Raw genomic sequence first — 13,950 nt, 5'->3', positions numbered from 1 at the left:
TGCCCGCCAGAGGAAGGGTTCCTGCGGGGGCCGACCGCCCGGACTCGACCAGACCGCATACGCTGGCCGCAACGTCGTCGAGCGGCAGTTCGGCCTGGCCAAACAGTGGCGCGGGATCGCCACCCGCTACGACAAACACGCCATCACCTACCGCGCCAGCGTCGTCCTCTGCGCCGTCATCGCCTGGCTACGCAAATAGGAGACATGCCCTAGGCGCTATATGGACCTAGCTGTGCACATGCTGGCTCCATGTCGGCGCCGGTTAGGATGAGCCCGTGCAGTCCTACGTCGGGCGGCGCCGACGCCGCCGTGTGCGGTTCCTGGCGCAGGCTCGGGCGGGTGGCCCGGGCTGAGGCCGCCGCGTCAGGCCTGCGGCGCCGTCATCGAGAGCACGTCGAGGGCCGCGTCGAGCTGCTCATCGGTGAGCTCGCCGCGCTCGACGAAGCCCAGCGCGATCGTGGCCTCGCGCACGGAGACCCGCTCCGCCACGGCGTGCTTGGCGATCTTCGCGGCGCTCTCGTAGCCGATCAGCTTGTTCAGCGGCGTCACGATGGAGGGGGAGGCCTCGGCGTAGAACCGGGCCTTCTCCTCGTTGGCGACGAGCCCGTCGACGGTCTTGTCCGCCAGCACCCGCGAGGCGTTGGAGAGCAGACGGATCGACTCCAGCAGGCTGGTGCCCATCAGCGGGATCTGGACGTTCAGCTCGAAAGAGCCCTGGGCGCCACCCCAGGCGATGGCTGCATCGTTGCCGACGATGCGGGCGCTGACCATCAGCACGGCTTCGGGGATCACCGGGTTGACCTTCCCCGGCATGATCGAGGAGCCGGGCTGGAGGTCCGGCAGTGCGATCTCGCCGAGCCCGGTGTTGGGGCCCGAACCCATCCAGCGCAGATCGTTGCAGATCTTGGTCAGCGAGACGGCGATGGTGCGCAGCGCACCGGACATCTCCACCAGGCCGTCGCGGGCCGACTGCGCCTCGAAGTGGTTGCGGGCCTCGGTCAGCGGGAGCCCGGTCTGCTCGGCGAGGTTGGCGATGACCTTTTGCGGGAATCCCGCAGGGGTGTTGATCCCGGTGCCCACGGCGGTGCCGCCCTGTGGGACCTCGGCGGTGCGGGGCAGGGCGGCCTCGACGCGCTCGATGCCGTAGCGGATCGCGGCCGCATACCCCCCGAACTCCTGGCCGAGGGTGACCGGGGTGGCGTCCATCAGGTGGGTGCGGCCGGACTTCACGACCGCCTTCCAGGCCTCGGCCTTGGTCTCCAGCGACTCGGCGAGGTGGTCCAGCGCCGGCAGCAGCTGCTTGGCGACGCCTTCGGTGACGGCCACGTGCACGGAGGTGGGGAAGACGTCGTTGGAGGACTGCGAGGCGTTGACGTGATCGTTGGGGTGGACCTCGGGGCCGCCGTCGCTGGCCAGGGTCGCGAGCACCTCGTTCATGTTCATGTTCGAGCTGGTGCCGGAGCCGGTCTGGTAGGTGTCCACGGGGAACTGGCCGTCGTGATCGCCGGCGATGACCTCATCCGCGGCGGCCACGATCGCATCGGCGATATCCCCCGCCAGGACTCCCAGGTCCTTGTTCGCGCGCGCCGCCGCCTTCTTCACCTGGGCGAGGGCGTGGATGTGCGCGTTCTCCAGCCCCTGCCCGGAGATCGGGAAGTTCTGGACGGCGCGCTGGGTCTGCGCACGGTACAGGGCCGAGGCGGGCACCCGGACCTCACCCATGGTGTCGTGCTCGATGCGGTAGTCGTCCTGGTCACTGGCCGGCGTGGTCTGGGACATGGAGAGGCCTCCCTCAGTCTGTTCGTACGATCGAGCTGTCGGACGATCGAATCGGGTCGTGCGGTTGCTATGGGGCCGACGGGGAATTGCGGTCCCCGGCGATGGGTGTCCGAGCGCGGGCGGAGCTCAGCTCAGCTCATGGCTCCACGGCGGATCCGCGCCGGGCCGCGAGACGGTGATGGCGGCGAGCCTTGAGGCGCGCCGCAGCACGGCGGCGACGTCGTCGGAGGGCAGCCACGCCAGTCCTTCGCGGCGATCGGCGCCCAGCAGCGACTTGTCGGCGAGCGCATCGAGGATGCCGGCGGCGAAGGTGTCCCCGGCGCCGACGGTGTCGACCGCCTCGGTGACCACGGGGGAGACCTGCACGCGACCGCCGTCGGTGAATCCGACTGCGCTCTCGCCGCCGCGGGTCATGACGGTCAGCCCTGGGCCCAGATCGCGCCAGGAGGCGACCACGTCCTCGACGTCCTCGGTGTCGTACAGCCAGGTCACGTCCTCGTCGGAGGCTTTGACGATGTCGCTGAGAGCGATGTTCGCCTCGACTCTCTCGCGCACCGCCACCGGATCGCCCATGAGGGTCGGCCGGGCGTTGGGGTCGTAGCTGATGGTCGAGCGCTCGCGGGCGCGGCGCAGGACATCCGTGACGGTCGCGGCACCGGGATCCAGCACGGCGGCGATCGAGGAGGTGTGCACGGCGCCGACGTTCTCGGGCAGCCCGGCCGGGTCGGGGTCCCACGCCAGATCGAAGGTGTAGGTGGCGGACCCGTTCGCATCCAGCACGGCCTCAGCAGTCGAGGTGGGCCCCTCGAGCGAGCTCGCCGGGGTCAGCTCGACCCGGGACTCGGCGAGATGGGCGCGGATGGCGTCGCCTCGAGCATCGTTGCCGATGTGGGTGAGCAGATGGGTGGTGTGGCCGAGGCGGCTCAGCGCGACGGCCACGTTCATGGGGGAACCGCCGGGATGCTCACGACGGGCGCCGTCGGCGCCGACAACGATGTCAGTGAGTGCTTCTCCGACGATGAGGAATCTCGCGGTCACCGCTCGATCATCGCAGGTTTCCGGGGCCAGGGCGAACCCGATGGGCCGCCGCCGTGGCGGAGAGCGTGCGGGAGAGCGGTACGGGCGCGCGAGGCGTCGGCCGTGGAGGCGCGGTGCGGGACAATGGGGCCATGCACGTGCCCCCCGATGAGACGACCGACGCTCAGCCTGCCGCGCCGGAGAACCAGGACCCGCCTGCGCAGCCGAAATCGGCGTATCAACTGCCCACGAAGCAGAACACGGTTCTGCGCAACATGGTGTGGGCTCTCAGCTTGACGGTCGCCGTGGTGGTCATTGTCGGGATCGCGTTCTTCGGCGTGGGCAGCGATCTCGATCGCGAACCGCTGGAGAACTCCGAGGTCGACGTCGCCTCGAGCGCCCAGCGTGCGCAGGCCGAGGCCGGCTTCCCGGTCGCTGCGCCGGCGCTCGGCCAGGGATGGACCGAACGCTCGGCGCGGTTCACCGGTGGCGAGAACGCGCGCTGGCAGGTGCAGTACTCCTCGCCGGAGGGAGCCCTGATGACGTTGACCGAGGAAGCCGAGGTCAGCGCGCCCATGCTCTCCTCCGCGCTTCCCGGTGCCGTGGTCGAGGAGGAGCTCAGCATCGGCGGGGCCGGCTGTCAGGTCCTCCGCGGTGGCGAGGGGGACGCCACTGAGCGGGGCATCGCCTGCCAGGGAGAGGACTTCGGAATCCTGGTGCATGGAGATGCCGACCCTGCCGAGCTGCGAACCCTCACCGAAGCCGCACTTGCCGACATGGAGCAGGGCACGGCTGCCTGACGCCGGGCCGGGGACGAAGCTCGTGGAGGGCGCCGCCATTCGACGACCTCCCCGCGTCCACGCTCACGCTGGCCGAGGCCGGAATGCCGGGCTCAGTCGTCCTTCCGCCGCGCGCTGACGGCCTCATCGAGGCGCTCGCGTGCCCCGTCGAGCCACTGCTGACAGCGTCGGGCGAGCATCTCGCCGCGCTCCCACAGCCCGATGGAGTCCTCGAGGCCGCCCTGACCGGATTCGAGGCGGCGCACGACCTCGACCAGCTGGTCGCGGGCGGCCTCGTAGGACAGCTCGGCGATGTCGGCCGGAAGCTGCTGGTCCTCCTTGGGAGTGACCTCGGGGACGGTCTCCGCGGCCTGGTGATCGTCCGTGCTCGCGGCGTCGGACGGGCCGGTGGGAGTCTCGGCAGGGGACTGGTTCATGGGCTTCCTTCACGGTCGGAGGGCACGGGATCAGGACGGCAGGGTCAGGGCGCCGGCGGCGTGTACGGGTCGTTCTCGGTGCGCTGGGCGCCGAAGCGTCCGCCGGCGACACGCACCGACACAGGCTCCCCGACGGCGACTGCTTCCGGGGAGCGCACGATGCTGCCATCGGCCGTCTGCGCCACCGCGTAGCCGCGCTCGAGAGTGGCCAGCGGACTGAGGGAGCGCACCTGCCGGCCGAGGTGGTCGATCTGGTCGGCGGCGCGGTCCAGTCGCGATCCCACCAGGGTGCGGGCCAGGGCGATCCGGGAACGGATCTCGTCGGCGCGCCCGGCCAGGATGGTCGAGGGATTCTCCAGCACGGGGCGCGAGCGCATCGCATCCAGCGCGGACTGCTCCCGCTCCAACCGGGCACGGATCGCGGAGCGCAGCCGGGTGCGTCCCAGGTTCAGCTGCTCCAGCTCCGCCTGGATGTCGGGGACCACGCGCTTGGCGGCATCGGTGGGAGTGGAGGCGCGCACGTCGGCCGCGAGATCGATCAGGGGCGTATCGACCTCGTGGCCGATCGCGGAGACGATCGGGGTGCTCGCGGTGGCGACCAGCCGGGTCAGCTGTTCGTCGGAGAAGGGCAGCAGGTCCTCGAGGGAGCCGCCCCCGCGCGAGAGGATGATGACGTCGACGTCCTCGCGCTCGTCGAGCTCGCGCAGCGCCGCGGAGACCTCCCGCACGGCCTTGGTGCCCTGCACCGCCACTTCCCGGATCTCGAACTGCACTGCCGGCCAGCGGCGCCGTGCATTGACCACCACGTCACGCTCGGCGGCGGACTCGCGGCCGCAGATCAGGCCCACCACGCGCGGCAGGAAGGGCAGTGACTGCTTGCGGGACGCGTCGAACAGGCCTTCTGCGGCCAGGATCCGCTTGAGCTGCTCGAGCCGGGCGAGCAGTTCTCCGAGCCCGACCGGCCGCATGTCGTCGGCCTCGAGCTGCAGGCTGCCGCGCTTGGTCCAGAACGTCGGCTTGGCATGGACGACGACGCGGGCACCGGCGACCGGCTCCATCGGCAGGGCACGCAGCACGTGTTCGCGGATCGGCACCGAGAAGGACATGTCCACGTCGATATCGCGCAGGGTCATGAAGCTCAGACCCGAGCCAGGACGCCGATTGAGCTGGACGATCTCGCCCTCGACCCACAGGGGGGACATCCGGGCGACGTACTCGCTCACCTTGACCGACAGCTGCCGCAGCGGCCAGGGGTTCTCCGCCGTGGTCAGCGCCGCGGTGGGAGCCAGGGCCGGCCGCGGCGCCGCGGCACCGCTCGCGCCGGGTTCGGAGGAGGTCTCGCTCATGGGCACCACTGTGGCACGAGGGTGGGACAGCGTGGGCCCCGCCGCCGGGCTCGGGGGATGCAGATGCCCTGGGGAGGAACGTTCCGGGGCGCACACGAGCGACGACCCTGCCGCAGCGGGATCGCGCCCCGAGGGGCGCCGCCCCGGACGCTCAGAGGTGACGTCCCGGGACCGGGTCTGTGCAGGGTTGGTGAGTCTTGCCCCACGTCCCTGCCGTGATCGGCTCCGCGCTCCTACGATGGGGGCGTGAGCAACGGAACCGTCCTTCTTGCCGAGCCGCGCGGCTACTGCGCCGGAGTCGACCGGGCTGTGGTCGCCGTCGAACGGGCCCTCGAGCACTACGACGAGACCGTCTACGTGCGCCACGAGATCGTCCACAACAAGTTCGTCGTGGATCGGCTGAAGGAGAAGGGCGCCGTCTTCGTCGAGGAGGTCGACGAGATCCCCGAGGGGTCGCTCGTGATCTTCTCCGCCCACGGGATCTCCCCGAAGGTTCGCGAGATGGCCGAGGAGCGCAATCTGCGCACCATCGACGCGACCTGCCCGCTGGTGACCAAGGTCCACAAGGAAGCGGTGCGCTTCGCCCGCGAGGACTACGACATCCTGCTGGTGGGCCACGACGGCCACGAGGAGGTCGAGGGCACGGCGGGGGAGGCCCCGGAGCACGTCCAGGTCGTCAATTCGCCCGACGACGTCGGCGACGTGACGGTGCGCGACCCCGAGAAGGTCGTGTGGCTCTCGCAGACCACCCTCAGCGTGGACGAGACCATGGAGACCGTGAACAGGCTCCGCGAGCGCTTCCCGGCGCTGCAGGCCCCGCCCAGCGACGACATCTGCTACGCCACCCAGAACCGGCAGGTCGCGGTCAAGAACCTCGCGCCCCAGGCCGATCTGGTCCTGGTCGTCGGCTCCCCGAACTCCTCGAACTCGGTGCGTCTAATGGAGGTGGCGCTGGAGGCCGGCGCCAAGGCCTCCCATCGCATCGACTCGGTCGCCGAGCTGCGCGACGAGTGGTTCGAGGGGATCGAGACCGTGGGCGTGACCTCCGGTGCCTCCGTGCCCGAGATCCTGGTCCAGCAGCTGCTCGGCGAGCTCGCCGAGCGCGGTTTCGGAGATGTCGAGCCCGTGCGGACCGCGACGGAGGACCTCATGTTCTCCCTGCCCCGTGAGCTGCGCCAGTCGATGAAGGCCAGCGGTGAGACCGACCGCCGCCAGCGTCCCTCGGGTCGCCACGCCACGGCCGAATCCTGATCATCATCGAGTCCTGAGCGCCGAGCCGCGGGGCACCTGCCCTCCAAGCTGACGCAGCCGCGAAAAACGTTCCCGCGGGAACGTCTCGACGGAGTGCAGCGTTCCCGCGGGAACGCGCGATACATGGATCAGCCGGCGCGATCCTCGCGATCGGGGGACTGGGCGCGGGCCTCTGCCGGGCGCGCGAGATCTGCGATATCGGCGTCATCGAGCGTGCGGGCTCGCCGCGTGAGCTGATCGACCTCGTCGATCTCCGTACCACTGAGCCCCAGGTCCTCGAACCGGCGCGCCGTGACCATGACCCGTGACTGCAGCGAGCCCACCGCCTCGTTGAACGCCGCGACCGATGAGTCCAGTGACCGGCCCACCTTGCCCAGATGGCCGACGAACGTGCCGAGCCGGTGGTGCAGTTCGCGCCCGGCCTCGAGCACTGTGCGCGCATCCCGATTGAGGGCATCGGTGCGCCACGTGTGCGCGACGGTGCGCAGCAGCGCCACCAGAGTCGCCGGCGAGGCGACGACGACGTCCTTGGCGAAAGCGTGCTCGAGCAGATCCGGGTCCGTCTCCAGGGCCGCCGCGAGCACACCGTCGCTGGGTACGAACAGCACCGTGAACTCCGGAGTGTCCCCGAGCGCCTTCCAATAGGCCTTGCCCGAGATGACCCCGACGTGGTGACGCAGCGCCTTGGCGTGCGCCCGGCGGCGTGCCGCGGCGCGATCCGGGTCGGTCTCGCCGGTCGCATCGAGGTAGGCGTCCATCGGTGCCTTGGCGTCGACCACCACGTGCCTGTCGCCGGCCAGATGCACGACCAGATCCGGCCGCTGCCCCTTGTCCCCGTCGGCCCTCGTGCCGGCGAGCTGCTCACTGAAGTCGACGTGCTCGAGCATGCCGGCGGCCTCGACGATCCGTCGCAGCTGCACCTCGCCCCAGCGGCCTCGCGCCGTGGGTGCCCGCAGCGCCGCGGTGAGGGCGCTGGTTCCGGTCTCCAGCGACTGCGCGCGCTGTGCGAGCTGGTCGAGATGGGAGCGCAGCGCCCCCTCGGCCTCCATGCGCGCCGCCTCGGACCGTGCCAGGGAGCGCTCCAGGTGCGAGAGCGTGGCGGTGATGGGGGCGAGGGTGCGCTGCAGCTCCGCCTCGCGCTCCTCCTCCGCCGCGTCGCGACGGGCCACGTCGCGCTCGAAGCGTTCGTCGGCCAGGCGCAGCAGCTGACCGGAGGCCTCGGCCTCGGCGCGCTGCTGCTCACCGGCGACGCGGGCGCGCTCGCGCAGCAGCAGCCAGGTGGCGAGGGCTCCGACCGCCGCGCCCAGCAGGAATCCCAGCAGGAGCATCTGTGTACCGCTCATGGGCCCAGCACACCACGGGGGTGCGACGGACGAGCGCCGCCACGCGCCGTCAGCTCACGAGGACTCAGACGGGGCGAGACTCCCTGACCGTCTCGGAGCCGTCGAGCAGCCAGTCACCGCTGTCCTTGATCAGGAGGAAGTCGTAGACGGCCTCATAGCTGCCGGTGGAGTCGGTCATCACCTCGGTGATGCGGACCTCAGCGCGGTCGCCGTCGATCGTGGTCTCGCCGATCTCTGTCTCGAAGGTCAGATCTTCCTCCTGGATGCGCTCCGACCAGCTGGAGCATGTGTAGTCCTCGCCCCGGAAGTCCTCGGTGGAGACCGCTTCGAAGGTTTCGCAGTCCCGAGCGTCCCAGGCATCCAGGTATTGCTGGACGACGTCCTCCGGCGTCTCGCGCAGCGCGAAGAACCACACGCCGCCGACCACTGCGACGAGCGCGGTCACCAGCGCGAGAAGAGCGCAGCACCCGCCGATGATCCACGGCAGCTTGCTGCGGGATGCGGGCCGTCCAGGTCCGGGGGAGGGGTAGGTCGCCATGTCCTCACGGTAATCGCGCAACAGGGCTCCGCAGGCCGAATCGGGGGCAGGCGGCGAGAACGACCTCGCTCGGTCGGGGCCACGCTGCACGTCGACGGGAGCGTGCATTGACGTCTCGTTCTCACCGCGAGTAGTTTCTCCAATGTTCAATCAGTTGCGAGGTCTGACGGTGGCAATCCGCCGGCCGACGGACGCCCTGCGGGCGCGGGAAGGAATGGTCATGTCGCGAATCGTCATCCTGGGAGGCACCGGTTACGCCGGAGGGCACCTCGCCGCAGAGGCCGCCGAGCGCGGGCACGACGTGCTCGCCGTCAGCCGCACCGCACCGTCCGATCCCCTCGAGGGCGTCGAGTACCGCACCGGGGACGTACGCGAGGAGTCCTTCATCGCGAGCATCCTGGAGGACGCCGACGTCGTCGTCTCCGCTCTCTCACCGCGTGGGGATATGGCCGAGCCCGGCACGCTGCGCGGCATCGAGAAGACCGTCGCCCGCCTCGCGCAGGAGAAGGGCGTCCGCTTCGGCGTCATCGGCGGGGCCGGCTCCCTGCTGGTCGCCGAGGGGGGTCCGAAGTTCGTGGACTCGCCCGACTTCCCGCTCGAGGTCAAGGACGAGCCGCGCGAGCTCGACAGCGTGCTCGAAGACCTCAAGGCGGCCGACGAGGATCTGGACTGGTTCTTCATCAGCCCGCCTGCCGAGTTCGGCTCTTTCGCGCCGGGCGAGGCCACACGCAGCTACCGCCTCGGCGGCGAGGTGCTGATGAGGGACGAGGACGGGCGCTCCTTCATCTCGGGCCAGGATCTCGCGCTGGCGATCGTCGACGAGATCGAGAAGCCTGCGCACCGCCGGGGACACTTCACCGTCGCCTACTGAGCGGGGATCGTGGCGCTGCCCGGCCGGGAGTGCTGGGACGCTGCCGGGAACCATGCGACCCGGTGCACGCCAGAGCTCCCGGCCGTGACCGCGCCGAGCGCGGCTGCCTGATCTGAGAGCAGTGGCTCACCGCTGGGAACCGTGACGATGCTGCGGTGGCACGTAGAATCTCCTCCCGTGGCTCTCACTATCGGAATCGTCGGACTGCCCAACGTCGGCAAGTCCACCCTGTTCAACGCCCTGACCCGCGCCGAGGTCCTCGCCGCGAACTACCCGTTCGCGACCATCGACCCCAACGTCGGCATGGTCCCGCTGCCGGACCCTCGGCTCGGCCGTCTCGCCGAGATGTACGACAGCGAGAAGGTGGTCCCCGCGACCGTCTCCTTCGTGGATATCGCCGGCATCGTCAAGGGCGCCAGCGAAGGGGAGGGCCTGGGCAACAAGTTCCTGGCCAACATCCGCGAGGCCGAGGCCATCTGCCAGGTCACCCGCGCCTTCTCCGATCCCGACGTGACCCGCGTGCCCGGAAGCGTCGACGCCTCCGGTGACATGGAGATCATCACCACCGAGCTGATCCTCGCCGACCTCCAGACGATTGAGAACTCGCTGCAGCGCCTGGAGAAGGACACCAAGCGCGGCGTGATCGAGCCGACCGTGCTGGAGAACGTCACCAAGGCCAAGGCACTGCTGGAGACCGGCAAGACCCTCTACCAGGGCGCCGACGCCGCCGGCATCGACGTCGCCGAGCTGCGCGAGCTGCAGCTGATGACCGCCAAGCCCTTCATCTACGTCTTCAACACCGACGAGGACGGGCTGGCAGACACCGAGATGCAGGAGCGGCTGCGCGCGCTCGTGGCCCCCGCCGAGGCGATCTTCCTCGACGCCAAGTTCGAGGCCGAGCTGATCGAGCTCGACGCCGAGGAAGCCGCCGAGATGCTCGAATCCACCGGCCAGGAGGAATCCGGTCTGGACCAGCTCGCACGCGTCGGCTTCGACACCCTGGGCCTGCAGACCTACCTCACCGCCGGCCCCAAGGAAGCGCGCGCCTGGACGATCCCCAAGGGCGCGACCGCCCCGCAGGCCGCCGGCGTCATCCACACCGACTTCGAGCGCGGCTTCATCAAGGCCGAGATCGTCTCGTTCGACCAGCTCATGGAGGCCGGCTCGATGAGCGAGGCCAAGGCCAAGGGCTGGGTGCGCATGGAGGGCAAGGACTACGTCATGCGTGACGGGGACGTGGTGGAGTTCCGGTTTAACGTGTGAGCTGAGCTGATCCTGCCGGGCCCCGTCGATCTTCGTGATCGGCGGGGCCTTCGCTGTCCGGAGTGTGTGGAGCGGGTGCGGGCGCGACGGAATCGGATCGGAATTGTCGGGCGCGCGGTTCAGCGTCGGGACGAGAGTGGATGGCGAAGGGAGCAACCATGATCGAGATCCTCAATCGGCTGGTCGATGAGATCGAAAGTCGTATCGGCGACGACATCGACATCGATGTGCTCGCTGTGTCGATGGGCACGACGGGTTATCACGCCCGACGAATGTTCTCGTCGTTGGCGGGTATGCCCGTGTCCGAGTACGTGCGTCGACGGCGGATGACCGTCGCGGCGGCGGACCTGATCGGTGACGAGGACCTGCTGACGATCGCGGTGCGCTACGGGTACGGATCCATCGAAGCCTTCGGGCGCGCGTTCCGTTCCGTGCACGGCGTGAGCCACGGCGACGTGCGTCGTGATGGTGGCCCCCTTCGAAGCCAACCCACGCTCAGGTTTCGCCTGACTGTCGAAGGGAGCGTCCCCATGGATGCCCGAATCATCGAACGACCTGCTTTCCGCCTCGTCGGCCACGCCACACGCGTGCCGCTGATCCACGAGGGCGTCAATACACACATCCAGCAGCACATCGCGTCGTTGCCCGTCTCGGAGCACCAGCGACTCAAGGACATCGGCAGCACGGAGCCGAGTGGGATCCTCCAGGTGACCGCTGACGTCGACCCCGACTACCGCGAAGGAAGTGAGCTCACCTACGTGCACGGGGTCGCAGTCGAAGGAGGGACGGAGACTCCGAGCGACCTCGATGCGATCGATCTCGAGACGGGGGAGTGGGTTGTGTTCCGTACATCGGGACCGCACCCCGCGGCGTTACAGGACGCTTACGCTGCCTCGGCGTCGGAGTGGTTCCCATCGAATCCGTGGCGGCTGCGCCCGGGGCCGTCGATCGTGTCGATCCTCGAGCACGCTGACGACTTCAGCACAGCAACCTGCGAGCTGTGGCTCCCGATCGAACGGGGCTGACTCCAGCCCTCCGGTCCGGACCGGGCTCGGACCGGGCCGGAGGGCTTACGTTATTCGACGACGGAACGCGGTGGAGTTCCGCTTCAACGTGTGACTAGTGCCCGTCGACGGACACAGCGCTGGTCGTTTCGGCACGAGGCGGCTGGGGCGGTATCCGTATCAGGCGCGTGCCACAGTGCCTGGTGCGCTCACTGCGGTGGCGCTATCATGCCTGATATCAGAGGAGGTGATCGCTGATGCCATCCATCATCGTTCGTGGGCTCGACGACGCAGTGAAGCAGCGGCTCGCCACGCAGGCGAAGGAGCACGGTCGTTCCATGGAGGCGGAGGTTCGCGACATCCTGACGAAGGCGGCTCGACGGCCGCACATCGGGATGGCGCTGCTGTCAGCTGCGCAGGACGTTGGCGGAGTCGAAGACCTGCAGGTCCCCGCGCGTGACGACGCAGCGCGGGCGGTGGACTTCGAGTGATTGTTCTCGACACGAACGTCATCTCAGAGATCTTCCGGCCGTCGCCGGAGGCGCATGTGGTGGATTGGCTCGCGTCGTTGACGGGTGATGTCGCGATCACGTCCGTCACGCTCGCGGAGCTGTTGGCGGGTGTCCGGCGACTCCCCGACGGTCGACGCAAAGATGAGTTGACGAGGCGCGTCGAAGCCGCTCTCGAGCCGTATCGAGGGAGTCGCTCGGTGCTGCCGTTCGACGACCCGGCGGCCGACCGCTATGCCGAAGTGCTCGTGGCTCGGGAGAGCGTGGGGGCACCTATCAGCACGGCCAACGCGCAGATCGCCGCGATCTGCCTCGCGCAAGGAGCGATCTGTGCGACGCGCAATGTGAAGGACTTCGCGTACACCGGCGTCGAGCTGGTCGACCCGTGGGTCGTGAAGGGGTGACGCCGGATGGTGTGGCGTATCTCCGCCCGCTTCGATACGACGATGCGACTCCCGTTTATGTCGCGTTCGCCTCGAACACCGATATGCAGCGTCAAGGGGATGATCTCAGGGCTTCCCGGCGTCGGGAAGAGCGTGGCTGAGATCCTCGCGGCGCGTACGGGTTCGGTGCACCTGTCCGTCGATGTGGTCGAAGAGTCTGTCCTCGCCGGTGGCCTTGCGCGGGGCTGGCGCGTCGGAGTCGCCGCGTACGAGGCGGTCGGCACGATGGCGTCGATGCGGTCAACGACAGCGAGGAGGCGCGGCTGAATCGCCCTGGCTTCCGTTCCGCTCTCTACACGGGGGTCGTCGAGGGCTCCGGGGTTCAACGTCGTCGGCCCACCGGTTATCTCAACGCGGTATGCCCTGCGAAGGAGTCGAGGGCCTCGGTCCTCTGGGAATGAGAGCGAGGAGCCCTGCGGCCGCGTGGCAGGCGATTGCGAACCACAGGAGGGCGACCCATCTGGTGGGGCGCATGACCGTCATGCCGCCGATCTCGCGGTCGTTGACCTCGTCCCAACCTGACCAGGTCATGAAGCTCTCCTGCGCACCCAGCCACGCGGCGGCGAGGACGAGAACGAGTACCGCGAGTGCCGCCGGCACGGCCCCGGCGGCCCGGTCCGCGACGCCTCGGCCGGGGCGGACCCACGTGACCGCGCCCGCGGCCACGGTGAGAACGATGCTCGCGTACACGAGGAACGACACTGGATGCGCCGGGTCGGAGAGGACTCCGTAGGGGTGCCAGTCTGGGGTGTTGCCGCCGCCGTCGCCCTCGACCGACACGAGCGGCATGCCCGACGCGACGACGATCGCCAGGAAGGCGAGCGACAGGAGCACTGTGCGCAGAATCCCGATCCTCATGCCAACCATTCTCCGCCCTGGCCAGCGTATGACCCCTGCACACGCCTGACCCGAGGCCTGCGCACGACGGTGCGGTCGCTGCCACGGCACGAGACCGCTGTACCGGCAGTGGAATGATGTGAGCATGGCTGAACCGAAGAAGCAGTCTGAGTTCGTCGATGGATACCTCATCAAGTATCACGCGGACGGAGCGTCGCGCTGGTCGAGGGGGAAGGTCGACGGCGATGTACCGGTCGGGTACTGGGAGTGGTACCGGAAGGACGGGACGCTCAAGCGTTCAGGGCATTTCGACGCCGGCGAGCCCGTCGGCGAATGGATCACCTATGACCAGAAGGGTGAACCGTACAAGGTCACGGATCGTGGACCCGGACAGTCCTGAATGTGCCCGTGTGCACGTGCATCCGGGATCGCGGCAGATCGGAGAGCTCCCAGATGTCGCAGTGGAGCCTGGCCGGAGAGCGCCCGGCAACGGTCTGCGCGGGCGATCGGCGGCGCGGGTTCAGATCTGCACA

General features: G+C 69.2%; 15 protein-coding genes and 1 pseudogene. 9 read left to right on the top strand and 7 right to left on the bottom strand.

Annotated elements, in window-relative coordinates:
• Positions 1–199: pseudogene (locus ACFQRJ_RS12550) on the top strand (IS5/IS1182 family transposase); the annotation flags it as partial.
• Positions 200–363: 164 nt separating this feature from the next.
• Here the strand turns inward: ACFQRJ_RS12550 and ACFQRJ_RS12545 are convergent.
• The gene (locus ACFQRJ_RS12545) at positions 364–1,779 is read right to left on the bottom strand and encodes a class II fumarate hydratase (RefSeq protein ID WP_377019478.1); all 1,416 of its coding nucleotides are present in this window, start codon (positions 1,777–1,779) and stop codon (positions 364–366) included.
• Positions 1,780–1,905: 126 nt separating this feature from the next.
• Positions 1,906–2,817 (bottom strand): carbohydrate kinase, encoded by a 912-nt coding sequence (locus ACFQRJ_RS12540; RefSeq protein WP_377019477.1) that lies wholly within the window; start codon positions 2,815–2,817, stop codon positions 1,906–1,908.
• 131 nt (positions 2,818–2,948) lie between these two features.
• On the opposite strand from ACFQRJ_RS12540, the gene ACFQRJ_RS12535 reads away from it, so the two are divergent.
• Positions 2,949–3,596 carry a DUF4245 family protein gene (locus tag ACFQRJ_RS12535; RefSeq protein WP_377019476.1) on the top strand — a complete coding sequence of 216 codons (648 nt, stop codon included), beginning with the start codon at positions 2,949–2,951 and terminating at the stop codon, positions 3,594–3,596.
• A 92-nt stretch (positions 3,597–3,688) separates the two neighbouring features.
• On the opposite strand, the gene ACFQRJ_RS12530 is transcribed toward ACFQRJ_RS12535, so the two are convergent.
• Entirely contained in the window at positions 3,689–4,012 is a 324-nt protein-coding gene (locus tag ACFQRJ_RS12530) for an exodeoxyribonuclease VII small subunit (RefSeq protein WP_377019475.1), read from the bottom strand.
• A 44-nt stretch (positions 4,013–4,056) separates the two neighbouring features.
• Entirely contained in the window at positions 4,057–5,358 is a 1,302-nt protein-coding gene (gene xseA, locus ACFQRJ_RS12525) for an exodeoxyribonuclease VII large subunit (RefSeq protein WP_377019474.1), read from the bottom strand.
• Positions 5,359–5,604: 246 nt separating this feature from the next.
• Here xseA and ACFQRJ_RS12520 point away from each other — a divergent pair, with 246 nt between their 5' ends.
• Entirely contained in the window at positions 5,605–6,609 is a 1,005-nt protein-coding gene (locus ACFQRJ_RS12520) for a 4-hydroxy-3-methylbut-2-enyl diphosphate reductase (protein WP_377019473.1), read from the top strand.
• Between the two features lie 128 nt (positions 6,610–6,737).
• On the opposite strand, the gene ACFQRJ_RS12515 is transcribed toward ACFQRJ_RS12520, so the two are convergent.
• Both ACFQRJ_RS12515 and ACFQRJ_RS12510 read right to left on the bottom strand, forming a co-directional pair.
• Entirely contained in the window at positions 6,738–7,952 is a 1,215-nt protein-coding gene (locus ACFQRJ_RS12515) for a DNA recombination protein RmuC (RefSeq protein ID WP_377019472.1), read from the bottom strand.
• Between the two features lie 64 nt (positions 7,953–8,016).
• Positions 8,017–8,490: a hypothetical protein gene (locus ACFQRJ_RS12510; RefSeq protein WP_377019471.1), complete on the bottom strand. Its 474-nt coding sequence runs from the start codon at positions 8,488–8,490 to the stop codon at positions 8,017–8,019.
• Positions 8,491–8,710: 220 nt separating this feature from the next.
• Here ACFQRJ_RS12510 and ACFQRJ_RS12505 point away from each other — a divergent pair, with 220 nt between their 5' ends.
• The 5 genes from ACFQRJ_RS12505 to ACFQRJ_RS12485 all read left to right on the top strand — a co-directional run bounded on the left by ACFQRJ_RS12505 (position 8,711) and on the right by ACFQRJ_RS12485 (position 12,541).
• Positions 8,711–9,361 (top strand): NAD(P)-dependent oxidoreductase, encoded by a 651-nt coding sequence (locus tag ACFQRJ_RS12505; RefSeq protein WP_377019469.1) that lies wholly within the window; start codon positions 8,711–8,713, stop codon positions 9,359–9,361.
• Between the two features lie 177 nt (positions 9,362–9,538).
• A complete protein-coding gene (ychF, locus tag ACFQRJ_RS12500) occupies positions 9,539–10,624 on the top strand; it encodes a redox-regulated ATPase YchF (RefSeq protein ID WP_377019467.1) in 1,086 nt (361 codons plus the stop codon).
• 158 nt (positions 10,625–10,782) lie between these two features.
• The gene (locus ACFQRJ_RS12495; RefSeq protein WP_377019466.1) at positions 10,783–11,649 is read left to right on the top strand and encodes a GyrI-like domain-containing protein; all 867 of its coding nucleotides are present in this window, start codon (positions 10,783–10,785) and stop codon (positions 11,647–11,649) included.
• 236 nt (positions 11,650–11,885) lie between these two features.
• On the top strand, positions 11,886–12,119 hold the full coding sequence (locus ACFQRJ_RS12490) for a toxin-antitoxin system (RefSeq protein WP_377019464.1): 234 nt from the start codon (positions 11,886–11,888) through the stop codon (positions 12,117–12,119).
• Positions 12,116–12,541: a type II toxin-antitoxin system VapC family toxin gene (locus ACFQRJ_RS12485; RefSeq protein WP_377019463.1), complete on the top strand. Its 426-nt coding sequence runs from the start codon at positions 12,116–12,118 to the stop codon at positions 12,539–12,541. Before ACFQRJ_RS12490 ends, ACFQRJ_RS12485 begins: the two co-directional genes overlap by 4 nt.
• Positions 12,542–12,928: 387 nt before the next feature.
• Here ACFQRJ_RS12485 and ACFQRJ_RS12480 read toward each other — a convergent pair whose 3' ends face one another.
• Positions 12,929–13,438 carry a hypothetical protein gene (locus ACFQRJ_RS12480; RefSeq protein ID WP_377019462.1) on the bottom strand — a complete coding sequence of 170 codons (510 nt, stop codon included), beginning with the start codon at positions 13,436–13,438 and terminating at the stop codon, positions 12,929–12,931.
• A 124-nt stretch (positions 13,439–13,562) separates the two neighbouring features.
• On the opposite strand from ACFQRJ_RS12480, the gene ACFQRJ_RS12475 reads away from it, so the two are divergent.
• Positions 13,563–13,817, top strand: a complete 255-nt coding sequence (locus ACFQRJ_RS12475; protein ID WP_377019461.1) for a hypothetical protein — start codon at positions 13,563–13,565, stop codon at positions 13,815–13,817.
• Positions 13,818–13,950 lie beyond the last annotated feature (133 nt).

It is taken from the genome of Brachybacterium sp. GCM10030252, from assembly GCF_042666535.1.
In the GTDB taxonomy this organism is placed as follows: domain Bacteria; phylum Actinomycetota; class Actinomycetes; order Actinomycetales; family Dermabacteraceae; genus Brachybacterium.
The sequence above is the reverse complement of the archived record's forward strand: the minus strand, read 5'-3'. Positions and strand labels throughout refer to the sequence as shown.

What these genes read in the sequence shown, in the direction of transcription:
- ACFQRJ_RS12480 (WP_377019462.1), bottom strand. Translation starts at nt 13,438, where the DNA reads ATGAGGATCGGGATTCTGCGCACAGTGCTCCTGTCGCTCGCCTTCCTG.
- ACFQRJ_RS12505 (WP_377019469.1), top strand. Translation starts at nt 8,711, where the DNA reads ATGTCGCGAATCGTCATCCTGGGAGGCACCGGTTACGCCGGAGGGCAC.
- ACFQRJ_RS12530 (WP_377019475.1), bottom strand. Translation starts at nt 4,012, where the DNA reads ATGAACCAGTCCCCTGCCGAGACTCCCACCGGCCCGTCCGACGCCGCG.
- ACFQRJ_RS12510 (WP_377019471.1), bottom strand. Translation starts at nt 8,490, where the DNA reads ATGGCGACCTACCCCTCCCCCGGACCTGGACGGCCCGCATCCCGCAGC.
- ACFQRJ_RS12495 (WP_377019466.1), top strand. Translation starts at nt 10,783, where the DNA reads ATGATCGAGATCCTCAATCGGCTGGTCGATGAGATCGAAAGTCGTATC.
- ACFQRJ_RS12490 (WP_377019464.1), top strand. Translation starts at nt 11,886, where the DNA reads ATGCCATCCATCATCGTTCGTGGGCTCGACGACGCAGTGAAGCAGCGG.
- ACFQRJ_RS12535 (WP_377019476.1), top strand. Translation starts at nt 2,949, where the DNA reads ATGCACGTGCCCCCCGATGAGACGACCGACGCTCAGCCTGCCGCGCCG.
- xseA (WP_377019474.1), bottom strand. Translation starts at nt 5,358, where the DNA reads ATGAGCGAGACCTCCTCCGAACCCGGCGCGAGCGGTGCCGCGGCGCCG.
- ACFQRJ_RS12475 (WP_377019461.1), top strand. Translation starts at nt 13,563, where the DNA reads ATGGCTGAACCGAAGAAGCAGTCTGAGTTCGTCGATGGATACCTCATC.
- ACFQRJ_RS12515 (WP_377019472.1), bottom strand. Translation starts at nt 7,952, where the DNA reads ATGAGCGGTACACAGATGCTCCTGCTGGGATTCCTGCTGGGCGCGGCG.
- ACFQRJ_RS12545 (WP_377019478.1), bottom strand. Translation starts at nt 1,779, where the DNA reads ATGTCCCAGACCACGCCGGCCAGTGACCAGGACGACTACCGCATCGAG.